Genomic DNA, 24225 nt, shown 5'->3' on the forward strand with positions numbered 1-24225 from the left:
GTGCGTCTCCTGCTCTTCGCATTGCGAGGGCCGCTTATACTGTCATCATCGCACGGGGCCAATGGCTAATCTGGAAACCTTTGGTGGTCAAAAGCGTCATATAATGTCGCGAAAAGCCGAATTGATGACGATTGGCCCTTGAAGGGGCGCGGGGAAACCTTTTGGATTTTCGAAACCTTACCGGAGAGACCATGCAGGCCGCGCCCCAGATCATCGACGTTCGACCCAGCGGCGCGCCGCGGCGCTTTGTATTCGTGCTGCTGGATCAGTTTACCATGCTGTGCTTTTCCGCGGCGATCGAAAGCCTGCGGATTGCGAACCGGACCGCTGGACGCAAGCTATATGACTGGACCATCGTTGGCGAAGGCGGCGTGTCGGCGACCTGTTCGAACGGCTGCACATTCCAGCTGGATAGCGATCTGATCGAACTGGACCGCGAAGACACGGTGATGCTGTGCGGCGGCGTCGATATTGGCGAAGCAACGACTCGCAAGATGCTGAATTGGCTAAGAAGAGAGGCGCGCCGCGGCATCACCGTCGCAGGCCTGTGCACGGCCGGTTATACCATGGCCCGCGCCGGTTTGCTGAACGGTAAACGCGCCACGATCCACTGGGAAAATCAGGACAGTTTTCTAGAAGAATTCGAAGACGTCGATCTGACCAAGTCGATCTTTGTCATCGACGGGAATCGGATCACCACGGCAGGCGGCACCGCGTCCATTGACCTGATGCTCAAGATTGTCGCCGACGATCACGGAGAGGATCTGGCCAATGCGGTCGCGGATATTCTGATCTATTCGTCGATCCGCACCGATCAGGACACGCAGCGGTTGTCGATTCCCACCCGTATTGGCGTGCGCCATCCAAAACTGTCCCGCGTCATCCAGTTGATGGAAGCCAATATCGAAGATCCGATCAGCCCCGCAACGCTGGCGCAAGAGGTCGGGATGTCCACCCGTCAGCTGGAACGGCTGTTCCGCCGCTATCTGTCCCGTAGTCCAAAGCGGTATTACATGGAATTGCGCCTGTCCAAGGCGCGTAACCTTTTGATGCAAACGGATATGACCGTCATCAACGTGGCACTAGCCTGCGGATTCGCATCGCCGTCGCATTTTTCAAAATGCTACCGCGCCCACTATGACACGACACCCTACCGCGAACGCGGCAGCCACGGCGGGCGCGTGCCGGTCTAGGCGTCCGATGTGCAAAATCGCGCAGTCGCTGCACGATGGCCGCTTCACAATCCGGTTACGCCTGTTAATCTGCCCCGCAGAACAAAAAACCAATTGGGAGAGTTCAAATGAACAAATTGTTGCTGGCCACTGCGGCCACCGCACTGATGTCTGGCGCGGCATTTGCCGAAGGCCACACCGGTGACGTTAAGATCGGCATTCAGCTTGGCTTTACCGGCCCGCTGGAATCCATCACCCCCGCTATGGCCGCCGGCGCAGAGCTGGCGATTGCCGAAGTGAACGCCGCTGGCACCCTGCTGGACGGTGCAGCTGTCACCGCCGTGCGTGCCGATTCCACCTGCGTTGACGCCGGTGCTGCAACCGCCGCTGCCGAAGGTCTGGTGACCGGCGAAAAGGTCAATGCGATTATGGGCGCTGACTGTTCCGGTGTGACCGGCGCCGTCCTGCAGAACGTCGCACGCCCCAATGGCGTTGTGATGATCTCTCCTTCCGCAACATCGCCTGCGCTGTCGGCTGCAGAAGACGACGGCCTGTTCTTTCGCGTAGCCCCGTCCGATGCGCGTCAGGGCGAAGTCATGACCGACGTGCTGGTTGACCGCGGCTTCAAGTCCGTCGCCGTGACCTATACCAACAACGACTACGGCAAGGGTCTGGCCGATGCGTTCCAGGCGGCGTTCGAAGCTGCGGGCGGTGAAGTCACCATTTCCGCAGCCCATGAAGATGGCAAAGGCGATTATTCCTCTGAAGTCGCAGCGCTAGCCGCTGCCGGCGGTGAGGCGCTAGTCGTGGCCGGTTACACCGATCAGGGCGGCAAGGGCGTGATCCAGAACGCTGTCGATACCGGCGCGTTTGAAACCTTCGTCCTGCCCGACGGCATGGTGGGCGACCAGCTGGTTGCCGACATTGGCGATGCACTGAACGGCTCTTTCGGTCAGCTGCCGGGCACGGACAGCACCGGCGCGGAAACCTTCCTGACTATGGCGACCGAAGCCGGCTTTGACGGCACCGGTGCCTATGCGCCTGAATCCTATGACGCCGCTGCCTTGATCATGCTGGCGATGGAAGCTGCCGGATCGAACCAGTCCGCCGACTTTAAGGACAAGGTCATGGACGTCGCCAACGCCCCCGGCACCGAGATTTTCCCGGGCGAGCTGGCCAAGGCGATCGAACTGCTGAAAGCCGGCGAGGACATCGACTATGTCGGTGCGACCGCACTGGAATTGATCGGACCCGGCGAATCCGCTGGCAATTTCCGTGAAATTGAAGTCAAAGACGGCGCGATCGAGACCGTCACCTACCGCTAAACGCGGATTATGGCGGCGCGAGAGCAATCTCGCGCCGTTTTCATTTGTTAATTCTGCGGCCATGCCGCGCCGCCGGGGACCTGCATGATTGTTGTTGAAAATCTGGTGAAAACCTTTGGTGGTTTTCGCGCCGTGGATGGGGCAAACCTGAGCATTGCCGAAGGGTCCATCACAGGACTGATCGGCCCGAACGGTGCCGGAAAAACTACCCTTTTCAACGTGATCGCGGGCGTTCTTCAACCAAGCTCCGGCCGGGTGACGATGCAGGGGCAGGATATCACCGGCCTTGCGCCGCATGATCTGTTTCACCGCGGTTTGCTGCGGACGTTCCAGATTGCCCATGAATTTCCGTCAATGTCCTGCCGCGAAAACCTGATGATGGTGCCCGGGGGGCAGTCGGGCGAGTCGCTTTGGAATACCTGGTTTGGCCGCAAGCGGATCGCGAACGAAGAACGCGCGCTGAAGGCGAAGGCCGATGAAGTGCTTGATTTTCTGACCATATCCCATCTGGCTGACCACAAGGCAGGGCAGATTTCGGGCGGGCAGAAAAAGCTGCTGGAATTGGGGCGGACCATGATGGTCGACGCCAAGATCGTGTTTCTGGACGAGGTTGGCGCCGGCGTAAACCGCACGCTGCTCAATACCATTGGCGATGCGATCATCCGCCTGAACAAGGAACGCGGCTATACCTTTGTGGTCATCGAACACGACATGGATTTCATCGAACGCCTGTGTGATCCGGTGATCTGCATGGCGGAAGGCAAGGTTCTGGCGCAGGGCACACTGGCCGAGATTAAGGCCAACGAGCAGGTCATCGAGGCCTATCTGGGCACCGGCCTGAAGAATAAAGATCAGGTGGCATGCACATGATAAAGCTGCGTTTTGGGCGGGCGGTGTCAGGGGGCTGTCTGCCCCCTCTGCGCTGCCGCGCATTCACCCCCGAGGATATTTTCAACCAGAAGAAGACCCGGATGGGGGATATGGCATGACAGATAACCCTTACCAGGATGATCGCGGAAACAGCGACCGGTCGATCACCAAACCGGGTGGCGGTGTGGCGCAGCCTGTGGGCGGCGGGCAGAGCAGCCCCGCGCCAGGTACGCCGTTTCTGATCGGGGACGCGATGACGGGGGGGTATGGCAAGGGGCCGGACATCCTGCACAATTGCACCATCGCTGTGGACCCGGGCGAGATTGCGGTCATTGTCGGCCCGAACGGCGCTGGCAAATCGACGGCCATGAAGGCGATGTTCGGCATGTTGGATGTGCGGTCAGGCCATGTGATGCTGGACGGTGAGGATATTACGGCCCTGTCGCCGCAGCAGCGGGTGGTCAAGGGCATGGGTTTTGTGCCGCAGACCCATAACATCTTTACCTCGATGACGGTGGAAGAGAATCTGGAGATGGGTGCCTTTATTCGCCGCGACGATTTTCGCGATACGATGGCGCAGATCTATGATCTGTTTCCGATCCTGAAAGACAAGCGCCTGCAGCCCGCGGGCGAGTTGTCGGGCGGCCAGCGACAGCAGGTGGCTGTGGGCCGCGCGCTGATGACCAAACCGAAGGTGCTGATGCTGGACGAGCCGACGGCCGGTGTCAGCCCCATCGTCATGGACGAGCTGTTTGATCGCATCATCGAGGTGGCGCGGACTGGGATCCCGATCCTGATGGTCGAGCAGAACGCTCGGCAAGCGCTTGAGATTGCAGATAAAGCCTATGTTCTGGTGCAGGGCGCGAATGCCCATACCGGCACGGGCAAGGAGCTGTTGGCTGATCCCGAAGTCCGCCGCAGCTTTTTGGGGGGATGATAATGTTTGATACTTTGACCAAGGACCAGCCATGGAATTTCTGAACGGACTGGTGTTCCTGACCAATTTCGTCGTCGTCCCTGCCCTTGCCTATGGCGCGCAGCTTGCCATCGGTGCGCTTGGCGTCACGCTGGTTTATGCGATCTTGCGGTTTTCCAATTTTGCCCATGGCGACACCATGGCCTTTGGCACGGCTGTCACGATCAAGGTGACGGCGGTTCTGGTGGCCATGGGGATCACGCTGGGGCCCTTGCCCACGGCGCTGCTGGCGATGCCGGTGGGCATTCTGGCGACGGGGCTTTTGGTGCTGGGCACCGACTGGCTGGTTTACAAGTTCTATCGCCAGCAAAAGGCAAAACCGGTGGTGCTGGTGATCGTGTCGCTGGGGGTTATGTTTGTAATGAACGGCTTGACCCGCGTCTTTATCGGCGTGCGCGATATCCAGTTTGCCGATGGCGCACGCTTTTTAATGACGGTGCGCCAGTTCAAGGATTGGACCGGACTGGACGAAGGTCTGGCGATCAAGACAACGCAGGCCATCACGCTGGTGACGGCGGCCATTACCGTGGCGGCGTTGTTCTGGTTTCTGAACAAGACCCGCACCGGCAAATCGATGCGCGCCTTTTCCGACAACGAGGATCTGGCATTGCTGTCCGGCATCGACCCCGACCGCGTTGTGCGCGTGACCTGGCTGATTGTGGCGGCGCTGGCGACGATTGCGGGCGTGCTCTATGGCCTTGATAAGTCTTTTAAAGCCTTCACTTACTTCCAGCTGTTGCTGCCAATCTTTGCCGCCGCCATTGTGGGCGGCATTGGCAACCCGGTGGGCGCGATTGCGGGCGGGTTCCTGATCGCCTTTGCCGAAGTCACCGTGACCTATCCGCTGAAAAAGGTACTGACCTACTGGCTGCCCGAAGGGATGGGGCCGGATGGTCTGGTGCAGCTTTTGTCGGGTGACTACAAATTTGCGGTCAGTTTCATGATTTTGCTGATCGTGCTGCTGTTCAAACCGACCGGCCTGTTCAAGGGGCAAAACATATGACCGATACGCTGCGTACCAGCCTTTTCGCGGCTTTTGTCGCCTTGCTGATTATTGGCACCGGAGTTCTGGACAACTGGAACTTGGCGCTGGTGATCCTGAACTACGGTCTGATTTCCGCGATCATGGCGCTGGGGGTGAACCTGCAATGGGGCCTAGCGGGTCTGTTTAACGTGGGCGTCATGGGGTTTGTCGCGCTTGGGGGGCTTGCTTCTGTGCTGTTGACCATGCCGCCGGTGCGCGATGCCTGGGCTGCGGGCGGCGGGCGCGTGTTGCTGGGGCTTGCCATTGGCGCGGCAGTGATCGTTGTGCTGGTTGCCGTCTACAAGCGCATGGCCAAGGGCCGCACGCGCAATCTGGTGATGACGGCTTTGATGATCGCAGGCTTTTTCGCCTTTCGCAGCGTGTTCGATGGCGGCGTATCCGCGATTGAGGGCGTGAACCCATCGCTTTACGGCTACCTTGGCGGCGTCAACTTTGGCGGCGATGCGGGCCGCGACTGGTGGTGGATGCCGATCATTGCATGGCCTGTCGGCGGCTTGCTGGCGGCGGGCGCGGCCTGGGCGATTGGCAAGGTGGCGCTGGGGCTGCGGTCGGACTATCTGGCCATTGCGACCCTTGGCATCGCCGAGATTATCGTCGCCGTTTTAAAGAATGAAAACTGGCTATCGCGCGGCGTATTGAATGTCACCGGCCTTCCCCGTCCTGTTCCCTATGAAACGGACTTGCAGGTCGATCCGGCCTTTGTCGCGGCGGCGAACGATCTGGGGCTGGATGCGACCACGGCATCAACGCTGGCGGTCAAACTGCTGTATGCGGGGCTCTTTTCAGCGTTTCTGATCGTGATCCTGCTGCTGGCACAGCGCGCGCTGCACAGCCCTTGGGGCCGCATGATGCGCGCGATCCGCGACAACGAAGTCGCGGCAGAGGCGATGGGTAAGGATGTGACCCGGCGCCACTTGCAGATCTTTATCATCGGTTCTGCCATTTGCGGTCTTGCAGGGGCGATGATGACGACGCTGGACGGGCAGATGACGCCTGCGGCCTATCAGCCGCTGCGCTTTACCTTTCTGGTCTGGGTAATGGTGATCGTCGGCGGCTCCGGCAACAATATCGGCTCTGTGCTGGGCGGTATGCTGATCTGGTGGCTGTGGGTTGCCGTGGGCGAATACGGCCCCGATCTGATGATCTGGGTGACCTCTGCCCTGCATGCTGACAGCGCGCTGAAGGCAAGTCTGATCGATTCCGCACCGCAGATGCGGTTCCTTGTGATGGGCACTGTGCTGCTGTTAATCATGCGGTTTAGCCCGCGCGGGATTTTGCCTGAAAAATAGACGCCGGGCGTCAATCGCCTTGCGTTTACCTGCCCTGCCCCTATGACGGATACGACCGTCAAGGGGCAGGAGCGACACGATGAACATGGCCAGCACTTTCATCAAACCGATGCATCCGGAGGGGCGCAAGTTCGTTGCGATCTTCGGGGTCATTACCCTGATCCTGTTCTTGATTTGGGAACCGCTGGGCTGGCTTGGCGTGTTGATGACCGTCTGGTGTTATTACTTTTTTCGCGACCCCGAACGGGTCACGCCGGACCGGCCGGACCTTGTCATCAGTCCGGCTGATGGCATCATCTCCCTGATCGAACCGGCCGTTCCGCCAGCAGAGCTGGGCATGGCCGACACGCCGCTGACCCGTGTCAGCGTATTCATGAATGTGTTCAATTGCCATGTGAACCGGGCCCCTGTGGGCGGCACTGTGCAAGCTATCGCATATCGGCCCGGCAAATTCTTTAACGCCTCTCTTGATAAGGCCAGCGTTGATAACGAACGCAATTCCGTGCGCATCACGATGGCCGACGGGCGCGACATTGCTGTTGTGCAGATTGCTGGCCTTGTGGCACGGCGCATCGTCTGTTTCACCAAGCCGAATGAAGTTCTGGCGCCGGGCGAACGCTTTGGTCTGATCCGATTTGGTTCCCGCCTTGATGTGTATTTGCCGGAAGGCGTTGTGCCGATGGTCGCCATTGGTCAGACCATGGTTGCGGGCGAAACGGTCATTGCTGATCTGAAAGGCTAAGCCATGTCCGCTGCACCGCGCCGTGATGTCGCCTTGCTGCAACTGCTGCCGAACGCGCTGACGCTGACGGCCATCGGGGCCGGGCTGTCAGCCATTCGGGCGGCGGTGGAGCACGATTTCAAGACCGCTGCCCTGCTATTGCTGTTTGCCGCCTTGCTGGACGGGATCGATGGCCGTGTGGCGCGGTTGCTGGGCAGTCATTCCAAGGTCGGCGCAGAGCTGGACAGCTTGGCGGACTTTGTCAATTTCGGCGTCGCCGCCCCCCTGATGCTGTATTTTTGGGCGTTGCAGGACTATCGCAAGATCGGCTGGATCGCCGTGCTGATTTTTGCCGTCTGCTGCGTGCTGCGACTGGCGCGGTTCAACGTGGATGCCAAATCGACGGATATACCTAAAACCTCTGATGACTTCATCGGGGTGCCATCGCCCGCAGGGGCGATGCTGGTCTTGCTGCCGATGTTTACGTCCTTTGCCTTTGCCAATGCCGCTTTGCTGCCGGACCCGCTGCTGTGCCTTTATATGGCGGCAATCGGGCTTTTGATGATTAGCGGGATCCGCACCTCTTCGTTCAAATCCCTGCGCATCGCCAAGGGCAACATTCGGTATGCCCTGCTGGGGGCCGTCGTGTTGATTGCGGCGGTGCTGACCTATCCTTGGATTACACTGGTCGCGCTGTGTGCGGCCTATATCATCGGCGTCGTCTGGGGCTGTTTGCGCCGCCCGCGTTGATGTTCAACCGCACGAATGGGACCGTTATGGATATCTCTGCTGTCGAAAAAAGTTATGCCCGCTGGGCGCCGGTCTATGATCGCACTTTTGGCGCGCTGACCACGATTGGCCGCAAGCGGACCGTGAATTACATCTGCGAACGCGGCGGCGACGTGTTGGAGGTCGGGGTCGGCACAGGGCTTGCGCTGCCGCTTTATGACGACCGCGTCAGTGTTACGGGAATTGATTACAGCACCGATATGCTGGCCAAGGCCCGCGCGCGCATCGCGGGCACAGGGCTGTCCCACGTCAAGGAGTTGCGGCAGATGGATGCCCGCACGTTGGCGTTTCCCGACAATAGCTTTGACACCGTGGCCGCCATGCATGTGCTGTCCGTTGTGCCAGAGCCAGAGCGCGTGATCGCCGAAATCGCCCGGGTGTGCAAACTCGGCGGGCAGGTTGTGATTGCCAATCATTTCCAGCGGGACAAGGGGTTTTTGGCAGGCATCGAAAAGCTGTTCGCGCCGCTGGAAAACCTGATCGGCTGGCATTCCGACTTTCGCATGGCGACCATCATGGTGGATGACCGGTTGTCGATACTGTCGCAATCGGCGCTGCCGCCGCTTGGGATGATGACGTTTCTGGTGCTGGAAAAGGCCGGCGGTGCCTAAGGCGGGCATGCCGAAAACACACTGATCCCCCTTGTCACCACCCGCGTAGGCCCCTATCTGTAAGGTGTCCTTCGGGACTATGGACATAAACGCGCTCGTAATAAGCGGATCGGACCCGGGGGCGGTACCCGGCGTCTCCACCAACACTCTGGTCATTTGCCAGCGATGGGGACGAAATAGGATCGACGAACGTCTAAAGGGGTTTTGCTTTGTCTCGGTGAGTTACCACCGTTATCGGTACAACAAAGCTAGTTGCAAATGACAACAAAGCACCGATGGCCCTCGCAGCGTAAGCTGTGCGGAATATCGAAACCTTAAGCCCTTAGGTTTTGCGACCTAAGGCGGGGTCCGCAGGTACCTGGCAACAGAAACCTGCACCTACCCCCCTTCCCCTATGTGCCGACTAGCGGCGTCCGGCTTTGCGTACCCGCGGGTAACCAGCGCTGCGCCGCCTGCGCCTGACTTTTGTTGCGCGGGCAATGGCGGTCCGCGCGCCGTCTGCCCTTTCATCCCGCCACGATTTGGGTATTGTACCGCAAAACCGACAAAGGATGTAACGCATGTCGCGCACGATCGACTATGGAAACCTGATGCACCGCGCCATGCGGAGCCTGATCCAAAACGTGTTGACGGACATCCAAAAGACCGGACAACTGCCCGGCGCGCACCACTTTTTCATCACCTTCGACACCCAGCATCCGGATGTCGAAATCGCCGATTGGCTATCTGACCGCTATCCCGGAGAGATGACAATCGTGATCCAGCACTGGTTCGACAACCTTGAAGTCACCGACGAAGGATTTTCGATCACGCTGAACTTTGGCAACGCGCCAGAGCCGCTGTATATCCCCTATGACGCGATCAAAACCTTCGTCGACCCGTCGGTTGAATTCGGCTTGCGGTTCGAAACCCAGCCCGAGGACGGCGATGACGACGACGGCGCAGAAGCGCCCATGGACGAGATGGTCGAGCCTGAAGAGGAAGCGCCCCGCAAGGACGCCGAAGTCGTCAGCCTTGATAAATTCCGCAAATAAGCGGGCAATTTCAAAACAACAGCCGGGACAGACCTATGACCGACCAACGCTCCGAATCCGACAGCTTCGGCCCTATTGACGTGCCAGCAGACCGCTATTGGGGTGCGCAGACCCAGCGCAGCCTGCAGAACTTTCCCATTGGTTGGGAAAAGCAGCCCGTCGCCATCGTGCGCGGACTTGGCGTGATCAAGCAGGCTTGCGCCACCGCCAATATGGCACGCGGCAAGCTGGATGCGAAAATCGGTGATGCCATCGTCGCCGCCGCAAAAGAGGTTGTCGCCGGCAAGCTGGACGATCATTTCCCGCTGGTGGTCTGGCAAACTGGGTCCGGCACCCAGTCGAACATGAACGCGAACGAGGTGATTTCGAACCGCGCGATCGAAATGCTGGGCGGCACCATCGGGTCCAAGGATCCGGTGCACCCCAACGATCACTGCAATATGGGCCAGTCGTCTAACGACACCTTTCCGACCGCGATGCACATCGCCGTGGCGCGCACCGCCCATGACGTGACCCTGCCCGCGCTGGAACATCTGCACGCCGCGCTGCAAGCCAAAGTCGAAGAGTTCAGCGATATCATCAAGATTGGCCGCACCCACACCATGGACGCGACGCCGCTGACACTGGGGCAGGAATTTTCCGGCTACACCCATCAAGTCGCCATGGGCATCCGCCGGATCAAGGCCGCCTTGCCTGCTATTTATGAGCTGGCCCAAGGCGGCACTGCCGTCGGCACCGGTCTGAATACTCCGGTTGGTTGGGGCGAAACTGTCGCCGCCGAAATTGCCGACATCACCGGCCTGCCCTTCGTCACCGCGCCGAACAAGTTCGAGGCGCTGGCCGCCCATGACGGTCTGGTCGAAATGTCCGGCGCGCTGAAAACCGTTGCCGCGTCGCTATACAAGATCGCCTGCGACATCCGCTTCCTTGGCTCCGGTCCGCGCTGCGGTCTGGGAGAGCTGATCTTGCCGGAAAACGAGCCGGGTTCGTCCATCATGCCGGGCAAGGTGAACCCCACGCAGGTCGAGGCGATCACGCAGGTCTGTGCCCATGTCATGGGCAACGATGCCGCTGTGGGTTTTGCCGGCAGCCAGGGCCATTTCGAACTGAACGTGATGAAGCCGATGATGGCGTATAACGTGCTGCAATCGCTGCAATTGCTGGGCGATGCCTCTGTCGCGTTTACAGACAACTGCGTTGTCGGCATCAAGGCCGACCGGACCCGGATTGAAAAGCTGATGCGCGAATCGCTGATGCTGGTGACGGCGCTGGCCCCGACCATCGGCTACGACAACGCCACAACGGTCGCGAAAACCGCGCATAAAAACGGCACCACCTTGAAGGAAGAGGCGATTGCCTTGGGCTTTGTCGACGCCGAAACCTTTGACCGCGTTGTGCGCCCCGAAGACATGATCGGCCCGAAGTGAACGGTCCAAAATGAACGCCAACACACCGATCAACCTGAACAAGGTGCGCAAGGCCCGCGACAGGGCCGCAGACAAGGCTGAAGCAGACGCCAATGCGGTCAAATTCGGCCGCAGCAAGGCCGAACGCCTGCTGGACGCGGCCCGCGCTGACAAAGCGCGGACCGCGCTCGATCAGGCGAAGTTCGAAGAATGAAGTGCCCGGTGCCCGCCCGTCCGGTCAAGCATTCCTTGACCCTGCGCGGGCACCGGACCTCTGTCTCTCTTGAAGATGCGTTCTGGCAGGCGTTCCGCGCCATGGCGGATCGCGACGGGATGACGATTAACGCGCTGGCCGCGCAGATCGACGCGGATCGCGGCGATATCGGCCTTGCCTCTGCCATCCGGGTGCATGTGTTGCGCGACGCGCAACGACGCGATTAACGCGGGCTGATCCGCAGCCACATGCCGTTTGCCGTGCGGACGGTAAGATGGGCGACGGGCACGGGCGGGCGATCCGGCACGAGGTCAAAGCGGTAGGCCGCCAACATCTGCGCCAATAAAACAACGCCTTCGATCATGGCAAAGCCGGCACCGGTACAGACCCGCGGTCCGGCTGAAAACGGCATATAGGCCGTGCGCTGCCCCGTTTTGCCGTTCTCGGTCTGCCAGCGGGTTGGGTCGAAATCGTCAGGCTTGTCCCAAATCCGTTCGTGCCGGTGCAGGTGCCAAGGCGACAGCACGACCTGTGCGCCGGGCGTGACGCCCCGCTTGCGAAACACTTCTGGCTTGGTCGTTTCGCGCACCATCATCGGCACAGGTGGATACAGTCGCAGGCTTTCGCGGAACACGTCGCGGGTAGCTTTCAGCGTCGAAAGTCCGGCAAATTCGCCGTCCCAGGCCTGCGCCTCGTCCGCGAGCTTGTCTTGCCATTCAGGGTGCATCGCCAGCAAATACAACGTCCACGCCAGCGCAGCGGCGCTGGTTTCGTGTCCTGCCAGAAAGAAGATCGCGACCTGATCGACCATTTGCGGCACATTAAAGGTATCGCCGGTTTCAGGGTCCGCCGTTGTCATGATCTTGGTCGCCAGATCATCCGGCGCGGTGCCATCCGCAATCTGCGCCAGCCGCGCGGCGGTCATGTCGGTGATCAGGCTGCGGATCAGCCGCGCCGTGGCCCGCGTGTCGCGGCGGAAAAACCGCGGCATCCAGCGGGGGCCGGGGACAAAGGCGGCAAGGTTCAGGATCGGCTGGGTGCGCTGATAGGTCTTGAAGGCGTCGAACACGCGGGTCGCAACCTTGTTCTCGATCGGGACGGAAAACAGCGTGCGAAAGATCACATCGGCGGCGGCATGGCTCGTCTCTGGCTCTATATCGCGCGGGGTGCCGTCGGCCAACGCGGCCATGCGGGTGACCGCCGCCGCCCCCGCCGCCTTGATCGCCGGAAAGGTATCGCGCAGCCGCCCCCCCGCAAAGGCGGGGTCGATGATGCGGCGCTGCTGTTTCCACAAATCGCCGTTGGTCAAGAACACCGAGTCCCCCAGCAAGGGCCGCAGCCCCGCGCCGATGCGGTCCGATTTGGGGAAATCATCGGGGCGCTCGTTCAGCACCAGCCGGATAAGCTCCGGGTCGTTCACCATATAGCTGCGGAAAAACGGCGTACGAAACTCTGCCATCCACGCGCGATACAGCTTGGCGGGTTGCGCCGACAGAATATCTGCGCGGAACAGTTTAAGGTAGCGAAACAGCGATACCTTGTCCGGCCGCGCAGGCGGCTTGGCGGGCTTCACAGTGCCATATCCGTGTATTTCGATGCGCGCACATCGATGCGAGAAGCCGAAGGCGCGCGGCCCCGATAGCGTTCGCCCAAGGTCAGCGGCCCCGCAGTAATGCGGAAATAGTCGTAATCGCCGGGCTGGTCAAAGGCGCAGAGGTATTGAAAATGCAGGCGAAAAAACCGCCAGCGCAGCTCTCTCCATCTTTCGGGCGACAGGGTCTGCGTAAAGGCGGCAGAGATGACCAGCGGCCACCGCTTGTCCTTTGGCGCGACGCCAGACACCTCGACCGGATCGCACAAGGCAAAAGCGCAGCCGTCGCCGGGGGCTGTGACGTCGACCCACGGCATGTCAACGCGGGATAGATCGTGCAGATCGCGGCGCAGACGCGTGGCACCGCGCAGGAACGACACCATCGGCACCACCTGCCCCAGCGACAAGAACGACAACGTGGGACCATCCGTTGGCACCCGGCTCGCGCGGTGCAGATCAGCAAGGATCGACACCCCAAGGTGCGCGCCGGATGAATGACCGACGACCAGCACCTCGTCCACGTCCGTGGCCAAAGCGGCAGCGATCTGGTCCGCAAATTGCGCCATACGCTCTTCGAGTGCGGGCGGGTTCGCCCCGTTCCAGCGGGCGGAATAGGCATAGTCGTGCATCAGGTAATAGGCAAAAAACTTGCCGTCCTTGCGCTTGAACCAGCGCAGGACCCAGACGGCGACCCCCGCCCAAAGGGCGTAGGACAGCAGCGACAGGATGGTGCCCAGCAGGCCCGTCACAGGGATCAGGCCCAGCAGTTTCGCGGCCAAACCGCCTAGCAAGGTCGCCACCAAAAGCTGCACCAGCAACATGCCTACGGGATAAAGCGCCGCAATCACCGGTCCCTTGCGCAGCCACATCAGCCGCCGCAGCGTGCCGCTGGCGATATAGGTAAAGGCCGTGCGCAGCAGCTGGCCATAGGTCGCGGGGATCGAATGGGACATGCTGCCGCGCACGATGTCGGACCAGACCAACACATCCACCTCTGCCGTGACCTGCGCCCCGTCCATTCCGGCGACAACCTGCCAGCCATAGGTCGCGCCGCGCGGCTTTGGGCTCAGCGTCAACGCGTAGCCGCTAATCGCCGCCTGGGCGGTGCCTTCGGTGCGGTATAGCTCGCGGTAGCGGCGGGGATGAATCGGGTCATAGCCGGGGATGTAGAACACCCGCCGGCGGCGCACGGTTTGCTGATCGTCATGCTCGCTCATGCGCGGACCCTAGCGGGGAATGCAGGCGAAATTAAGCCGTTATCCGATCGCCCCCAAGGCTGGAAACCGTTCCAGCAGCCAAAAGCTGAAGGCGGTAAACTGTCCAGTGACCATCATCAGCCCGACCGTCCAGAGAAGCAGGCCAGAGGTGCGTTCAATCCGCCCCATATGCCGCTTCATCCAGGCCATTGGCGCCTTCAGGCGCGGGAAAAACGCGGCAACCGCCAGGAAGGGCAGCCCCAGCCCCAGCGCATACATCGCCAGCAAGACAGTGCCGCGGCCGACGTCGGCCTCTGACGCGGCGAGGCCAAGAATCGAGCCAAGGATCGGGCCAAGGCAAGGCGTCCAGCCAAAGGCGAAGGCAAGGCCTAACACATAGGCGCCAAAGGCGCTGCCACCGTTATCGCCCGTCGCAACCCGCGCTTCGCGGTCCAGAAAGCCGATGCGGAACACGCCAATGAAATGTGCGCCAAAGATCATGACGACGGTGCCCGCGATGGGCACAAACCAGCCCTGCCATTGCAGCAAAGCCCGCCCTAGCGTTGAAAACGCCATGCCGAGCAGCAAAAATACCGTCGACAGTCCTAGTACGAACATGAAAGCGGCCACCATGACCCGCCGGCGCGCGGCGGCGGTTTCGTCCAACTCGGTCACCGACACGCCGCCCATATATGCCAGATAGGGCGGAACAATCGGCAGCACGCAGGGTGACAGGAACGACAAAAGGCCGGCGATCAGGGCGATGGCCATGGCGGGCACAAGGCTTGCGTCCATTAAGGCAAAATTTTCGAACATGGGACCTCTTTGCGCGTGTTGGCACAGGCTTAGGCCATCACGGGCGCGGCGTCACGCCGCGATGCGTCACGAGGGCGTTTACAAAATGACACATCCGCCCTAGCGATGGGGCATGGATTATGATGCTGACCTTGATGCCACCGGGCTGCTGTGCCCCCTGCCCGTTCTAAAGGCGCGCAAACGCCTGTCTGCTTTGGCCAGCGGTCAGGTGCTGCGGATGCGAGCGACCGATCCCGCGGCGGTGATCGACGTGCCGCATTTCTGCTTTGAGGCAGGGCATACGTTGGCCCTGACACAGGATGACGGCGACGCGCAGATCTATTTCATTCGCAAGGCCTGATCTGCCGATACGGGACTGAATAGAAAAAAGGCGGACCTTGCGGCCCGCCTTTTTCGTGTTCCGGGGTGGCGGGCCTTAGCGACCCAGTGACCACCAGCCGCGCTTTTTCGGCTTGCTCTCGGCGTCCTCTGCAGGCGCCTCCGGTGCAGGTGCCTCCGGTGCAGGTGTTGGTTCCGGCGCAGAGGCTGGCTCTGCTGCCTCCTCTGTCGCAGGTGCCGGTTCTGCGACCGGCTCCGGCGCGGCAATGGGGTCTGACTTCACCTCTGGTGCAGCTTCAGAGGCAGGCGCAGGGGTTTCGGACACCGGTGCGTCGGCAATCGGCGCGTCGGTGGCAGGTGCGTCAGCAGGCGCATCAGCGGGAACCGCAGGCACATCCGTCCGCGCATCAACCACCGGTGCGGCCTCTGCCTTGGGCTTGCGCGCGCGGCTGCGGCGGGCAGGCTTCGGCTTTTCGGCAGTCGCTTCCGCATCGGCCTCTGCCGGCGCTTCCGTCCCTTCGGCAACCTCTGCCTTGGGTTTGCGGCGGCTACGGGTGCGCTTGGGCTTTTCAGCGGGCGCATCGGCATCGGCGGCGGGCTGGTCGGCAGGCGCAGTCTCGGCAACAGCATCCGGCGTATCTGCCTCGGCCTGTGCATCTGCAACCTCTGCCTTGGGCTTGCGGCGGCTGCGGGTGCGCTTGGGCTTTTCAGCAGGCACATCGCTTGCGGCCTCTGCCGCCTCTGCCGCATCTGCTGGCGCATCAGGGGCATCTACGGGTGCAGCATCCTGATCGGCGCCGTCAGTGGCGGACTCATCCGCGTTCTCGCCATTCTCACCGTTCTCGCCGTTTTCGGCGGTCTGGCCGCCTTTCCGCCGCCGGCGCCGGCGGCGCTTTTTGCGCGGCTGGCCGTCCGCATCGTCGTCGCCGGGCGTCGCCGCATCGCCATTTTGCTGGGCGGGCGTGTCAGCGGCAGCCGGTGCGGCCTCTTCCTCTTCAACCTCGTCAAAGACAAGTTCGTCTGCCAGATCGCGGGCGCTTTGCACGGGCGGCACAAAGGGCAAAGCCTCTGGCACGGCGCGCGTTGCGGTCTTGAACTTGTCGATCGCGAAATCAGGCGACACCAGCGTCAGGTCACATTCGACGCGCACGGACATGCCATACTGCGCCTCGATCCCGGCGATGTGGTCGCGCTTGCCGTTCATCAGCACGTTGGCGATGGACACCGGCGCACGCACCAGCACTTCTTTGGAACGGCCGCGGGTGCCTTCTTCTTCGATCTGGCGCAGAATGTTCAGCACGACGTTGTCGTCGGACCGCAGCAGGCCGGTGCCGTGGCAATGGCTGCAAGGCTGTGTTGTCGCCTCTAGCATGCCGGGGCGCAGACGCTGACGCGACATTTCCAGCAGACCAAAGCCGGAAATACGGCCCACCTGAATGCGGGCGCGGTCGGTTTTCAGCGCATCCTTGAACCGCTTTTCCACCGCAATATTGTTACGGCGTTCGTCCATGTCGATAAAGTCGATGACGATCAAACCCGCAAGGTCACGCAGACGCGCCTGGCGTGCGACTTCGTCGGCAGCTTCCAGGTTGGTTTTCAGCGCGGTCTGTTCGATCGAACCTTCTTTCGTCGCCCGGCCAGAGTTGACGTCGATAGCGACCAATGCCTCTGTCACGCCGATGACGATGTAACCGCCAGAGGGCAGCTGCACCGTCGGGTTAAACATGCCCGACAAATAGCTTTCGCACTGGTAGCGGGCGAAAAGCGGCATCTGTTCGGCGTATTGCTTCACGTGCTTGGCATGGGATGGCATGATCATCCGCATGAAGTCTTTGGCGTTGCGATAGCCTTCTTCGCCAGCGACGATGACTTCGTCGATGTCCTTGGAATACAGATCGCGGATCGTCCGCTTGATCAGATCACCCTCTTCATAGATTTTCGCAGGGGCGATAGATTTCAGCGTCAGTTCGCGAATGGTTTCCCACATGCGCTGCAGGTATTCATAGTCGCGCTTGATCTCGTTCCGGGTGCGCTGGCTGCCGGCGGTGCGGATGATCAGGCCGGCACCTTCGGGAACCAGCATCTCTCCTGCGATTTCCTTCAGCTTCTTGCGGTCGGCGACGTTGGTGATCTTGCGGGAAATGCCGCCGCCACGGGCCGTGTTCGGCATCAGCACGCAATAGCGGCCTGCCAGCGACAGATATGTCGTCAGCGCCGCGCCTTTGTTGCCGCGCTCTTCCTTGACGACCTGCACCAGCATGATCTGGCGGACTTTGACGACTTCCTGAATTTTGTAACGCTTGGGGCGCGGCTTGCGCACGGGGCGGACGTCGTCGCTATCATCCGCGCTGTCGACGTTTTCGATCTCTGCGGGTTGATCGTCGCTGTCGGCATCGCTGTCATCAGCGCCGTCAACCTGGTCGTCGTCCTGCGCCTCGTCGTTGGCGGGCGTGTCCACGGGTGTCTCTGCCACCAGTTCCATCGGGCTGGACCCCTCTTCAGGGTCGTCCAGATCAATGGTTTCCATGCCCGCGATATCGCGGGTGGCGGTCGCATCGTCAGAGGATGTGCTGGCCGCGCGGTTGCGGCTGCTACGCCGGGTGCGGCGCACGCGAGGCTTTGGCTTGGAATCTTCACCGTCGTCACCCTGTGCGGTGTCGGCGGCGTCCGTATCGGCGTCGTCCTCTTCCTCTGCCTTCTGGCTGGCGGCATATGCCTTTTCTTCTTCGATCAGGGCCAGACGGTCAGCGACCGGAATCTGGTAATAATCGGGGTGGATTTCAGAGAAAGCCAGAAAGCCATGGCGGTTGCCGCCATAGTCAACAAAGGCAGCCTGCAAGGACGGTTCAACCCGCGTAACCTTGGCCAGATAGATATTCCCAGCAAGCTGACGCTTGAACTGGCTTTCGAAATCAAATTCTTCGACTTTGTTTCCGTCGACCACAACAACGCGGGTTTCTTCCGCGTGTGTGGCATCGATGAGCATTTTCTTCATGTTGTCCATTCGCACGACGCGCCGCATCGCCCCCGGGAGGTGCGATAGTGCGGCTGTCATGTCTGATTAAGGCGATGGGTGCGCAGGCCACGACATGGCCCCTTGGGGCGTCTGTCTGGTGGTCACTGTTCTGCGCGCCTCGCATCGCGGTCCTTGTCTGACCCGCGTGGGCGGGCCTGTTTAATGCCCGGTCACAGAATACACATGCGAGCCCAGGGCGTTCTTTTGACCATTTCGGGTCATAGTCAGCTGATCATGTCCACCGGCTTTTGCCGCGCCGGACAGGATCAGAGAATCTCACCGGGATTTTGCGCATATCGTCATGCCAACCGCCCGTAAAACATACATAGGGGGTTATTGTGTCATAAGACAATCACAAAGTGCGCGCAGGCTGGGTCGCCCGGCATTCTTGCACAAGAAAGCCGCGCCCCGGACCGGGACGCGGCATCGCCGCGCAAACGGGCAGCACTAAAGGTAGTCAGACCGAGACAGCGTGTATTTCGCCATCTTTTCGTTCAGGGTCCGGCGCGGCAAGCACAGCTCTTCCATGACAGCGGTGATGGATCCCTTGTGTCGGCGCATGGTGTTGTCGATCAACATCCGCTCGAAGGCTTCAACGAACTCTTTCAATGGCTTGCCTTCGGTTGTCATCGCCGGGCGGCTGTCGTCGCTGTCGGCCATCAGCAATGATGCGATGGACCCTGTGCCGCGCCGATTTTGCAAAACGGCGCGTTCTGCCACGTTAATCAGCTGGCGCACGTTGCCCGGCCAGGGGGCCTGCAGCAGCTGCGCTGCTTCTTGGGCTGATACCTCTGGCGCGTCGCAGCCATATTCTTCGGCAAACTGATCCGACAGACGGGTGAAAAGCGTCAGAATATCCTCGCCGCGCTGGCGCAGGGGCGGCACCACGATGCGCAGGGCGCTGATGCGGTAATAAAGGTCGGGCCGCAGCACGGATTCGCAGGTTTTGTCCTGTTCCTGCAAGTTACAGATCGCGACGATACGGGTTTCTGCCGGCGTGCCTTGGTCGTTGATCGCCGTCAAAAGCCGTGCTTGCAGTGTCTGGCTCAGGCTTTCGATATCTTCCAGCACCAGCGTGCCGCCGCGGGCCTCTTCAATGGCGGGGATCGGCTCTTCTTCGCCCGCAGGGCCGAACAGGCGGCGGGTCAGGGTCGCCTCGTCAAAGGCGGCGCAGGCGATCAGGACGAACTTTTTCGTGGCCCGCGCACCAACAGCGTGCAGGGCGTGGGCGACCAGTGTTTTGCCGGTGCCGGTTTCGCCTTCGATCAGGACGTGACCATCGGCCTGCCCCAGATCAAGAATGTCTTCTTTCAGCCGTTCCATCGGGGCCGACTGACCCATCAGTTTCTTGATCAAGGCAGAGCCGTCGGACAATTCCTTGCGCAGCGCGCGGTTGTCCAGTGTCAGGCGGCGGGCATTGCAGGCTTTCTTGGCCAGCTCTGTCATGCGGTCCGGGTTGAACGGCTTTTCCAGAAAATCAAAGGCCCCGACGCGCATCGCCTCCACGGCCATGGGCACATCGCCGTGGCCGGTGATCATGATGACAGGCAGCGCCGAATCGACGCCGCGCAGCTTTTTAAGGAATTGCATCCCGTCCATGCCGGGCATTTTCACGTCACTGACGACGATCCCGGGAAAGTCGGGGCCGACAGCGCGCAGCGCCTCTTCGGCGCTGGCATAGGCTTCGGTTTCGAAGCCGGACAGGGCCAGCCACTGGCTGATCGACTGCCGCATGTCCTTTTCGTCATCCACGATGGCGATTTTCATGGCTTTGCTCATGGATCTGATCCTTATTCCGCGGCTTTTGCCGCTGTCTTGAGGCGGGGCAACTGCACCTCGAACACGGCACCGCCGCCTGCCCCGTTCCGCGCGGTCATACGTCCGCCCAGATCGTTCACGATGCCCGACGAAATCGCAAGGCCAAGGCCTACGCCGTCACCGGGCTGTTTGGTTGTATAAAACGGCTCGAACAGCGAATCGAGGTCGTCAATGCCGCCGCCGTTGTCGCGCACAGTCAACGTCACCGTTTCACCCAAAGCCAAGATAACGTCGATCCGCGGGTCGGCCACTGTTTTTGTCGCGTCAATTGCGTTGCGCAGCAAATTGATGATCACCTGTTCCAGCCGCAAACGGTCGCCGTGGATCATCGCCGGCTCGCCCGGCAGGGTGCGGCTGATTTCGACGTAGCGGTTTTTCAGCTGCGGCTCCATCATCGACAGCGCAGAGGACACGGCGGCGCGGGTATCGACCGGCTCGAATGCATCAGAGCCTTTGCGGGCATAGGATTTCAGCTGCCGCGTGATCGCGCCCATCCGGTCGATCAGGTCGTCGATGCGCTGGAACGACGACAGGGTTTCCTCTGGCCGCTTGCGTTGCAGCAGCAAACGTGCGCCCGCCAGATAGGTTTTCATCGCAGCCAGCGGCTGGTTCAATTCATGGCTGACGGCGGCCGACATTTCGCCAAGGGCCGCCAGCTTGCTGGTTTGCGCCATGGTTTGTTCTGCGACCTGCAGGTTACGTTCAACCTGTTTACGCGCCGCGATTTCGCGTTGGAGCGCCGCGTTCAGGGCGCGAAGTTCCGTGGATTCGCGTTCGAACACCGCCACCCGGTTGGTGGCCTTGCGGGATGCAAACCAGAACATCATCGCCAGAAAGATCGCAAAACCCATGACTTCCAGCGCCAGCACACCGTTCACCCGTTCGCGCACGGACGAATAGGCGGTGTAGCTGACCATGCGCCAGCCCTGGAACGGCACGCGGGCCTCGCGGCGCAGCACCGCCTCTCCGCGCAGGTAGGCGTCGATGGGAAGCGCGGCCCAGTCCTGCGTGGCGCGCAGGGCAACTTCGATCGCGCTCGGCGGGGTTTGGCGGCGCAGGGCCTCTGCCTCTTCCAAGCCGCGCCAGCGCTGTTCCGTTGTCAGGATGATATGGCCTGTGCTGTCCACAACATAGACCGCATCGGATACGCTGGCCCAGCTGCGTTCCAGCTTGGCCAGATCAACGGCCACCTGAATAACCCCCAGGGTCGATCCGTTCTGGTCGATCCGGCGGGAATAGACGAAGCGATAACCGCCCTGCGCCGCCTCGCTTAAGGTAAAGACGGTGGCATTGCTGCGCAGGGCATTGACGAAGGATGTGTCCGACCGGTGCTGTTCCCCCAGCCGGTTCCGGTCCGTCGCCGCAACTGCGCGCCCGTCCTTGTCCAGCAGCATCAAGGATGCCGCGCCGATTTCGTCCACAAACGACAGCAGCCGCTGTGTCGACAGTGCATAATTGCTGACCGACAGCGCCTTGATCAGATCGGGATCGCGGGCCAGAAGCTGCGGCACAATGGAATTGCGCTGCAGCTCGCTCATCAAGTTGGCAACGTAAAAGGTCAGGCGGACTTCTGCGCGATTGCGTGTCGTTTCCGTGAACCGCTGGGTCAGCAACAGGTTTGTGGTATAGATTGTGACGACACCCAGCAGACACACGACAATGACGCTCAGCCGCAAAAGCCAGCGGCCCTGCCGCTGCGTGCCGGTCTGTGTGGTGGAATCCGCGTGGGTCATCCGCACTAGATAGGTCGGGCCGCTACGCCCGGCAAGCAAGCGATCACGCGTCGGCGAGTTGCTGCACAAGCCCGCGGAAAAGCGCCAGACCGTCGGTATTGCCGGTGGCGGCATCCACAGCCCGTTCGGGGTGCGGCATCATCCCCAACACGCGGCGATTCTCGCTCAATACGCCGGCGATGTCGTTACGGCTGCCGTTAAAATTATCACCGTAGGTAAAGGCGATGCGGTCCTGATCGCGCAGCTGGTCCAGCACCGCGTCTTCGGCTGTGTAGTTGCCGTCGTGATGGGCCACGGGCAGCGTGATTGTTGCGCCAGCGGTGTAGCCGCCGGTAAAGCCGCTATCCGTCGTCGCAACGGTCAACGGCGTGGACTTGCAGACGAATTTCAGCGCCGCATTGCGCATCAGCGCACCCGGCAACAAGCCGGTTTCAGTCAGAACCTGAAAGCCGTTGCAGACCCCCAGCGCATAGCCGCCCCGTTCCACATGCCGCTTAAGCGCCAAAGAGACAGGCGAATTGGCCGCAATCGCGCCGCAGCGCAAATAGTCGCCAAAGGAAAACCCGCCGGGCACCGCGACCAGATCGACATCGCCGATCTCTGCGTCTTTGTGCCAGACCATCGTGACATCGGCACCGACCTTGCGCAGGGCCACAGCCATGTCGCGGTCACAGTTCGATCCGGGAAAAACAAGGACAGCGGCCTTCATGCGGGTAGCTCCTGAAAAGTGTTTTGCGCACCGCTGCATTGGCTTGCAGGCGGTATGTCGAAAGGGCCGGCGCAGGTTTAGCCGCGCCGGTCGCCCCGATGCTTACAGAATCTCGATGCGGTAGGATTCGATGACCGTATTGGCCAGCAGCGCCTCGCACATGTCCTTGATGCGATCCTCTGTCGTACCGTCGGCCAGATCCAGCGCGATGACCTTGCCCTGACGGACGCCGTTCACGCCTTCAAAGCCCATCGCCCCCAGCGCGTGACGCACGGCTTCGCCCTGCGGGTCCAGCACGCCTTCTTTCAGCATCACATGAACATTGGCTTTCATGATGTTGATTTCCTTTAGTTAATCAGCGTTGGCTTGGGCCGGTGTGTCACATTGCTAGGCAGAACGCCCAAACGCCGCGCGACTTCGGTGTAAGCATCAGCAAGGTTGCCAAGGTCCTGGCGAAACACGTCTTTGTCCAGCTTCTGACCAGATTCAATATCCCACAGGCGGCAGCAATCGGGGCTGATTTCGTCTGCGACGACAAGGCGGGGAAATTCGTTGTCCCACACGCGGCCGATCTCGATCTTGAAGTCGATCAGCTTGATGCCGACACCATACATGACACCCGACAGATAATCGTTCACCCGCAGCGCCATAGAGACAATATCGTCCATGTCCTGCTGGCTGGCCCAGCCAAAAGCGATGATATATTCCTCTGGCACCAGTGGATCGCCCAGCTTGTCATCCTTGTAGGAAAACTCGACAATGGGGCGCGGCAGCGTTGCGCCTTCTTCCATGCCCATCCGCTTGGCCATCGATCCGGCGGCAAAGTTACGCACGATCACTTCAAGTGGAATGATTTCAACCTGGCGGATCAGCTGTTCGCGCATATTGAGACGGCGAATAAAATGCGTCGGGATGCCGATATTGCCAAGGCCGACCATCAGATATTCCGACAGGCGGTTGTTCAGCACGCCCTTTCCTTCGATCACGTCCTTCTTGGCACCATTGCCAGCGGTCGCATCGTCCTTAAAATACTGGACATAGGTGCCCGGCTCCGGCCCTTCGTACAGGATCTTTGCCTTGCCTTCGTAGATCAATTTGCGGCGTGCCATAAAAAGCCTCACGTCTGGGGGCGGCCCCGTTGGCGGGCCACCGCTCTGCGCCTCTTACGCCAAGCCCCCCTTGCGGGCAAGTCGCGCGGACCCCATAGTTTGCCTAACGGAACCCGCAGACAGGATTTTGCCCGATGACGAGCATGAAAGACCGCGAAAACGCCTTTGAAAATAAATTCGCCCACGATGCAGAAATGCAGTTCAAGGCCGAAGCCCGCCGCAACAAGCTGCTTGGGCTTTGGGCTGCCGACCTGATGGGCAAATCCGGCGATGACGCGCAGGCCTACGCCAAAGAGGTGATTAAGTCCGACTTTCAAGAGGCCGGCGACGAGGATGTCTTTCGCAAGGTCCACGGCGATCTAGGCGATAAGGTGTCCGAGGCGGATTTGCGCGCCAAGATGGCCGAACTGATGATCGAAGCCAAAGCGCAGCTGATTGACGAAGTCTGATATTAACCTGTTAAGACC

At 60.8% G+C, this 24225-nt stretch carries 24 protein-coding genes and 1 other RNA gene; 16 read left to right on the plus strand and 9 right to left on the minus strand.

Annotated features, from left to right (window positions below; genetic code table 11):
• The first annotated feature begins 191 nt into the window (after positions 1–191).
• The 14 genes from SJY10_RS09035 (at position 192) to SJY10_RS09100 (ending at position 11679) form a co-directional block, all read left to right on the plus strand.
• Positions 192–1193 (plus strand): GlxA family transcriptional regulator, encoded by a 1002-nt coding sequence (locus tag SJY10_RS09035; RefSeq protein WP_386681731.1) that lies wholly within the window; start codon positions 192–194, stop codon positions 1191–1193.
• A gap of 107 nt (positions 1194–1300) precedes the next feature.
• Complete coding sequence (locus tag SJY10_RS09040) at positions 1301–2497, plus strand: ABC transporter substrate-binding protein (RefSeq protein ID WP_386681733.1); 1197 nt, start codon at positions 1301–1303, stop codon at positions 2495–2497.
• 84 nt (positions 2498–2581) lie between these two features.
• Positions 2582–3367: an ABC transporter ATP-binding protein gene (locus tag SJY10_RS09045; protein ID WP_386681735.1), complete on the plus strand. Its 786-nt coding sequence runs from the start codon at positions 2582–2584 to the stop codon at positions 3365–3367.
• Between the two features lie 115 nt (positions 3368–3482).
• The gene (locus tag SJY10_RS09050) at positions 3483–4304 is read left to right on the plus strand and encodes an ABC transporter ATP-binding protein (RefSeq protein WP_386681737.1); all 822 of its coding nucleotides are present in this window, start codon (positions 3483–3485) and stop codon (positions 4302–4304) included.
• Positions 4305–4335: 31 nt separating this feature from the next.
• On the plus strand, positions 4336–5346 hold the full coding sequence (locus SJY10_RS09055; protein ID WP_386681739.1) for a branched-chain amino acid ABC transporter permease: 1011 nt from the start codon (positions 4336–4338) through the stop codon (positions 5344–5346).
• A complete protein-coding gene (locus SJY10_RS09060) occupies positions 5343–6677 on the plus strand; it encodes a branched-chain amino acid ABC transporter permease (protein WP_386681741.1) in 1335 nt (444 codons plus the stop codon). Before SJY10_RS09055 ends, SJY10_RS09060 begins: the two co-directional genes overlap by 4 nt.
• A gap of 49 nt (positions 6678–6726) precedes the next feature.
• Positions 6727–7419: a phosphatidylserine decarboxylase gene (locus SJY10_RS09065; protein ID WP_386684592.1), complete on the plus strand. Its 693-nt coding sequence runs from the start codon at positions 6727–6729 to the stop codon at positions 7417–7419.
• Between the two features lie 3 nt (positions 7420–7422).
• Entirely contained in the window at positions 7423–8148 is a 726-nt protein-coding gene (gene pssA / locus SJY10_RS09070) for a CDP-diacylglycerol--serine O-phosphatidyltransferase (protein WP_386681743.1), read from the plus strand.
• 26 nt (positions 8149–8174) lie between these two features.
• Positions 8175–8798 (plus strand): class I SAM-dependent methyltransferase, encoded by a 624-nt coding sequence (locus SJY10_RS09075; RefSeq protein WP_386681745.1) that lies wholly within the window; start codon positions 8175–8177, stop codon positions 8796–8798.
• Between the two features lie 27 nt (positions 8799–8825).
• Positions 8826–9177, plus strand: a transfer-messenger RNA (tmRNA) gene (ssrA, locus tag SJY10_RS09080).
• A 181-nt stretch (positions 9178–9358) separates the two neighbouring features.
• A complete protein-coding gene (locus SJY10_RS09085; RefSeq protein WP_254252627.1) occupies positions 9359–9832 on the plus strand; it encodes an SspB family protein in 474 nt (157 codons plus the stop codon).
• A 35-nt stretch (positions 9833–9867) separates the two neighbouring features.
• Positions 9868–11259, plus strand: a complete 1392-nt coding sequence (gene fumC, locus SJY10_RS09090) for a class II fumarate hydratase (RefSeq protein ID WP_386681748.1) — start codon at positions 9868–9870, stop codon at positions 11257–11259.
• A 10-nt stretch (positions 11260–11269) separates the two neighbouring features.
• The gene (locus tag SJY10_RS09095; RefSeq protein WP_386681750.1) at positions 11270–11452 is read left to right on the plus strand and encodes a DUF4169 family protein; all 183 of its coding nucleotides are present in this window, start codon (positions 11270–11272) and stop codon (positions 11450–11452) included.
• An 8-nt stretch (positions 11453–11460) separates the two neighbouring features.
• Positions 11461–11679: a ribbon-helix-helix domain-containing protein gene (locus SJY10_RS09100; RefSeq protein WP_386681752.1), complete on the plus strand. Its 219-nt coding sequence runs from the start codon at positions 11461–11463 to the stop codon at positions 11677–11679.
• Here the strand turns inward: SJY10_RS09100 and SJY10_RS09105 are convergent.
• From SJY10_RS09105 to SJY10_RS09115, 3 genes are read right to left on the minus strand one after another with little or no spacing between them, the layout of a single operon-like run.
• Positions 11676–13025 carry a cytochrome P450 gene (locus SJY10_RS09105; protein WP_386681754.1) on the minus strand — a complete coding sequence of 450 codons (1350 nt, stop codon included), beginning with the start codon at positions 13023–13025 and terminating at the stop codon, positions 11676–11678. The two genes, SJY10_RS09100 and SJY10_RS09105, sit on opposite strands and share 4 nt — an antisense overlap.
• Positions 13022–14260: a hypothetical protein gene (locus SJY10_RS09110; protein WP_386681755.1), complete on the minus strand. Its 1239-nt coding sequence runs from the start codon at positions 14258–14260 to the stop codon at positions 13022–13024. Before SJY10_RS09110 ends, SJY10_RS09105 begins: the two co-directional genes overlap by 4 nt.
• A 39-nt stretch (positions 14261–14299) precedes the next feature.
• Positions 14300–15055, minus strand: coding sequence for a cytochrome c biogenesis CcdA family protein (locus tag SJY10_RS09115; RefSeq protein ID WP_386681757.1), 756 nt, complete (start codon positions 15053–15055; stop codon positions 14300–14302).
• A gap of 112 nt (positions 15056–15167) precedes the next feature.
• Here SJY10_RS09115 and SJY10_RS09120 point away from each other — a divergent pair, with 112 nt between their 5' ends.
• Positions 15168–15395 (plus strand): sulfurtransferase TusA family protein, encoded by a 228-nt coding sequence (locus SJY10_RS09120; protein WP_386681759.1) that lies wholly within the window; start codon positions 15168–15170, stop codon positions 15393–15395.
• 75 nt (positions 15396–15470) lie between these two features.
• Here the strand turns inward: SJY10_RS09120 and SJY10_RS09125 are convergent, their stop codons facing one another.
• The 6 genes from SJY10_RS09125 to purC all read right to left on the minus strand — a co-directional run bounded on the left by SJY10_RS09125 (position 15471) and on the right by purC (position 23758).
• Positions 15471–18359 (minus strand): Rne/Rng family ribonuclease, encoded by a 2889-nt coding sequence (locus SJY10_RS09125; protein ID WP_386684594.1) that lies wholly within the window; start codon positions 18357–18359, stop codon positions 15471–15473.
• A gap of 477 nt (positions 18360–18836) precedes the next feature.
• Positions 18837–20168: a sigma-54-dependent transcriptional regulator gene (locus tag SJY10_RS09130; protein ID WP_386681761.1), complete on the minus strand. Its 1332-nt coding sequence runs from the start codon at positions 20166–20168 to the stop codon at positions 18837–18839.
• An 11-nt stretch (positions 20169–20179) separates the two neighbouring features.
• Entirely contained in the window at positions 20180–21940 is a 1761-nt protein-coding gene (locus SJY10_RS09135; RefSeq protein WP_386684596.1) for an ATP-binding protein, read from the minus strand.
• A 43-nt stretch (positions 21941–21983) separates the two neighbouring features.
• The gene (gene purQ, locus SJY10_RS09140) at positions 21984–22649 is read right to left on the minus strand and encodes a phosphoribosylformylglycinamidine synthase subunit PurQ (RefSeq protein ID WP_386681763.1); all 666 of its coding nucleotides are present in this window, start codon (positions 22647–22649) and stop codon (positions 21984–21986) included.
• Between the two features lie 102 nt (positions 22650–22751).
• The gene (gene purS / locus SJY10_RS09145; RefSeq protein WP_386681765.1) at positions 22752–22982 is read right to left on the minus strand and encodes a phosphoribosylformylglycinamidine synthase subunit PurS; all 231 of its coding nucleotides are present in this window, start codon (positions 22980–22982) and stop codon (positions 22752–22754) included.
• A 14-nt stretch (positions 22983–22996) separates the two neighbouring features.
• A complete protein-coding gene (gene purC / locus SJY10_RS09150) occupies positions 22997–23758 on the minus strand; it encodes a phosphoribosylaminoimidazolesuccinocarboxamide synthase (RefSeq protein WP_386681767.1) in 762 nt (253 codons plus the stop codon).
• A 134-nt stretch (positions 23759–23892) separates the two neighbouring features.
• Between purC and SJY10_RS09155 the strand changes: the two genes are divergently transcribed.
• Positions 23893–24207, plus strand: coding sequence for a DUF1476 domain-containing protein (locus SJY10_RS09155; protein ID WP_386681769.1), 315 nt, complete (start codon positions 23893–23895; stop codon positions 24205–24207).
• Positions 24208–24225 lie beyond the last annotated feature (18 nt).

Source organism: Loktanella sp. R86503 (genome assembly GCF_042466455.1).
In the GTDB taxonomy this organism is placed as follows: domain Bacteria; phylum Pseudomonadota; class Alphaproteobacteria; order Rhodobacterales; family Rhodobacteraceae; genus Loktanella.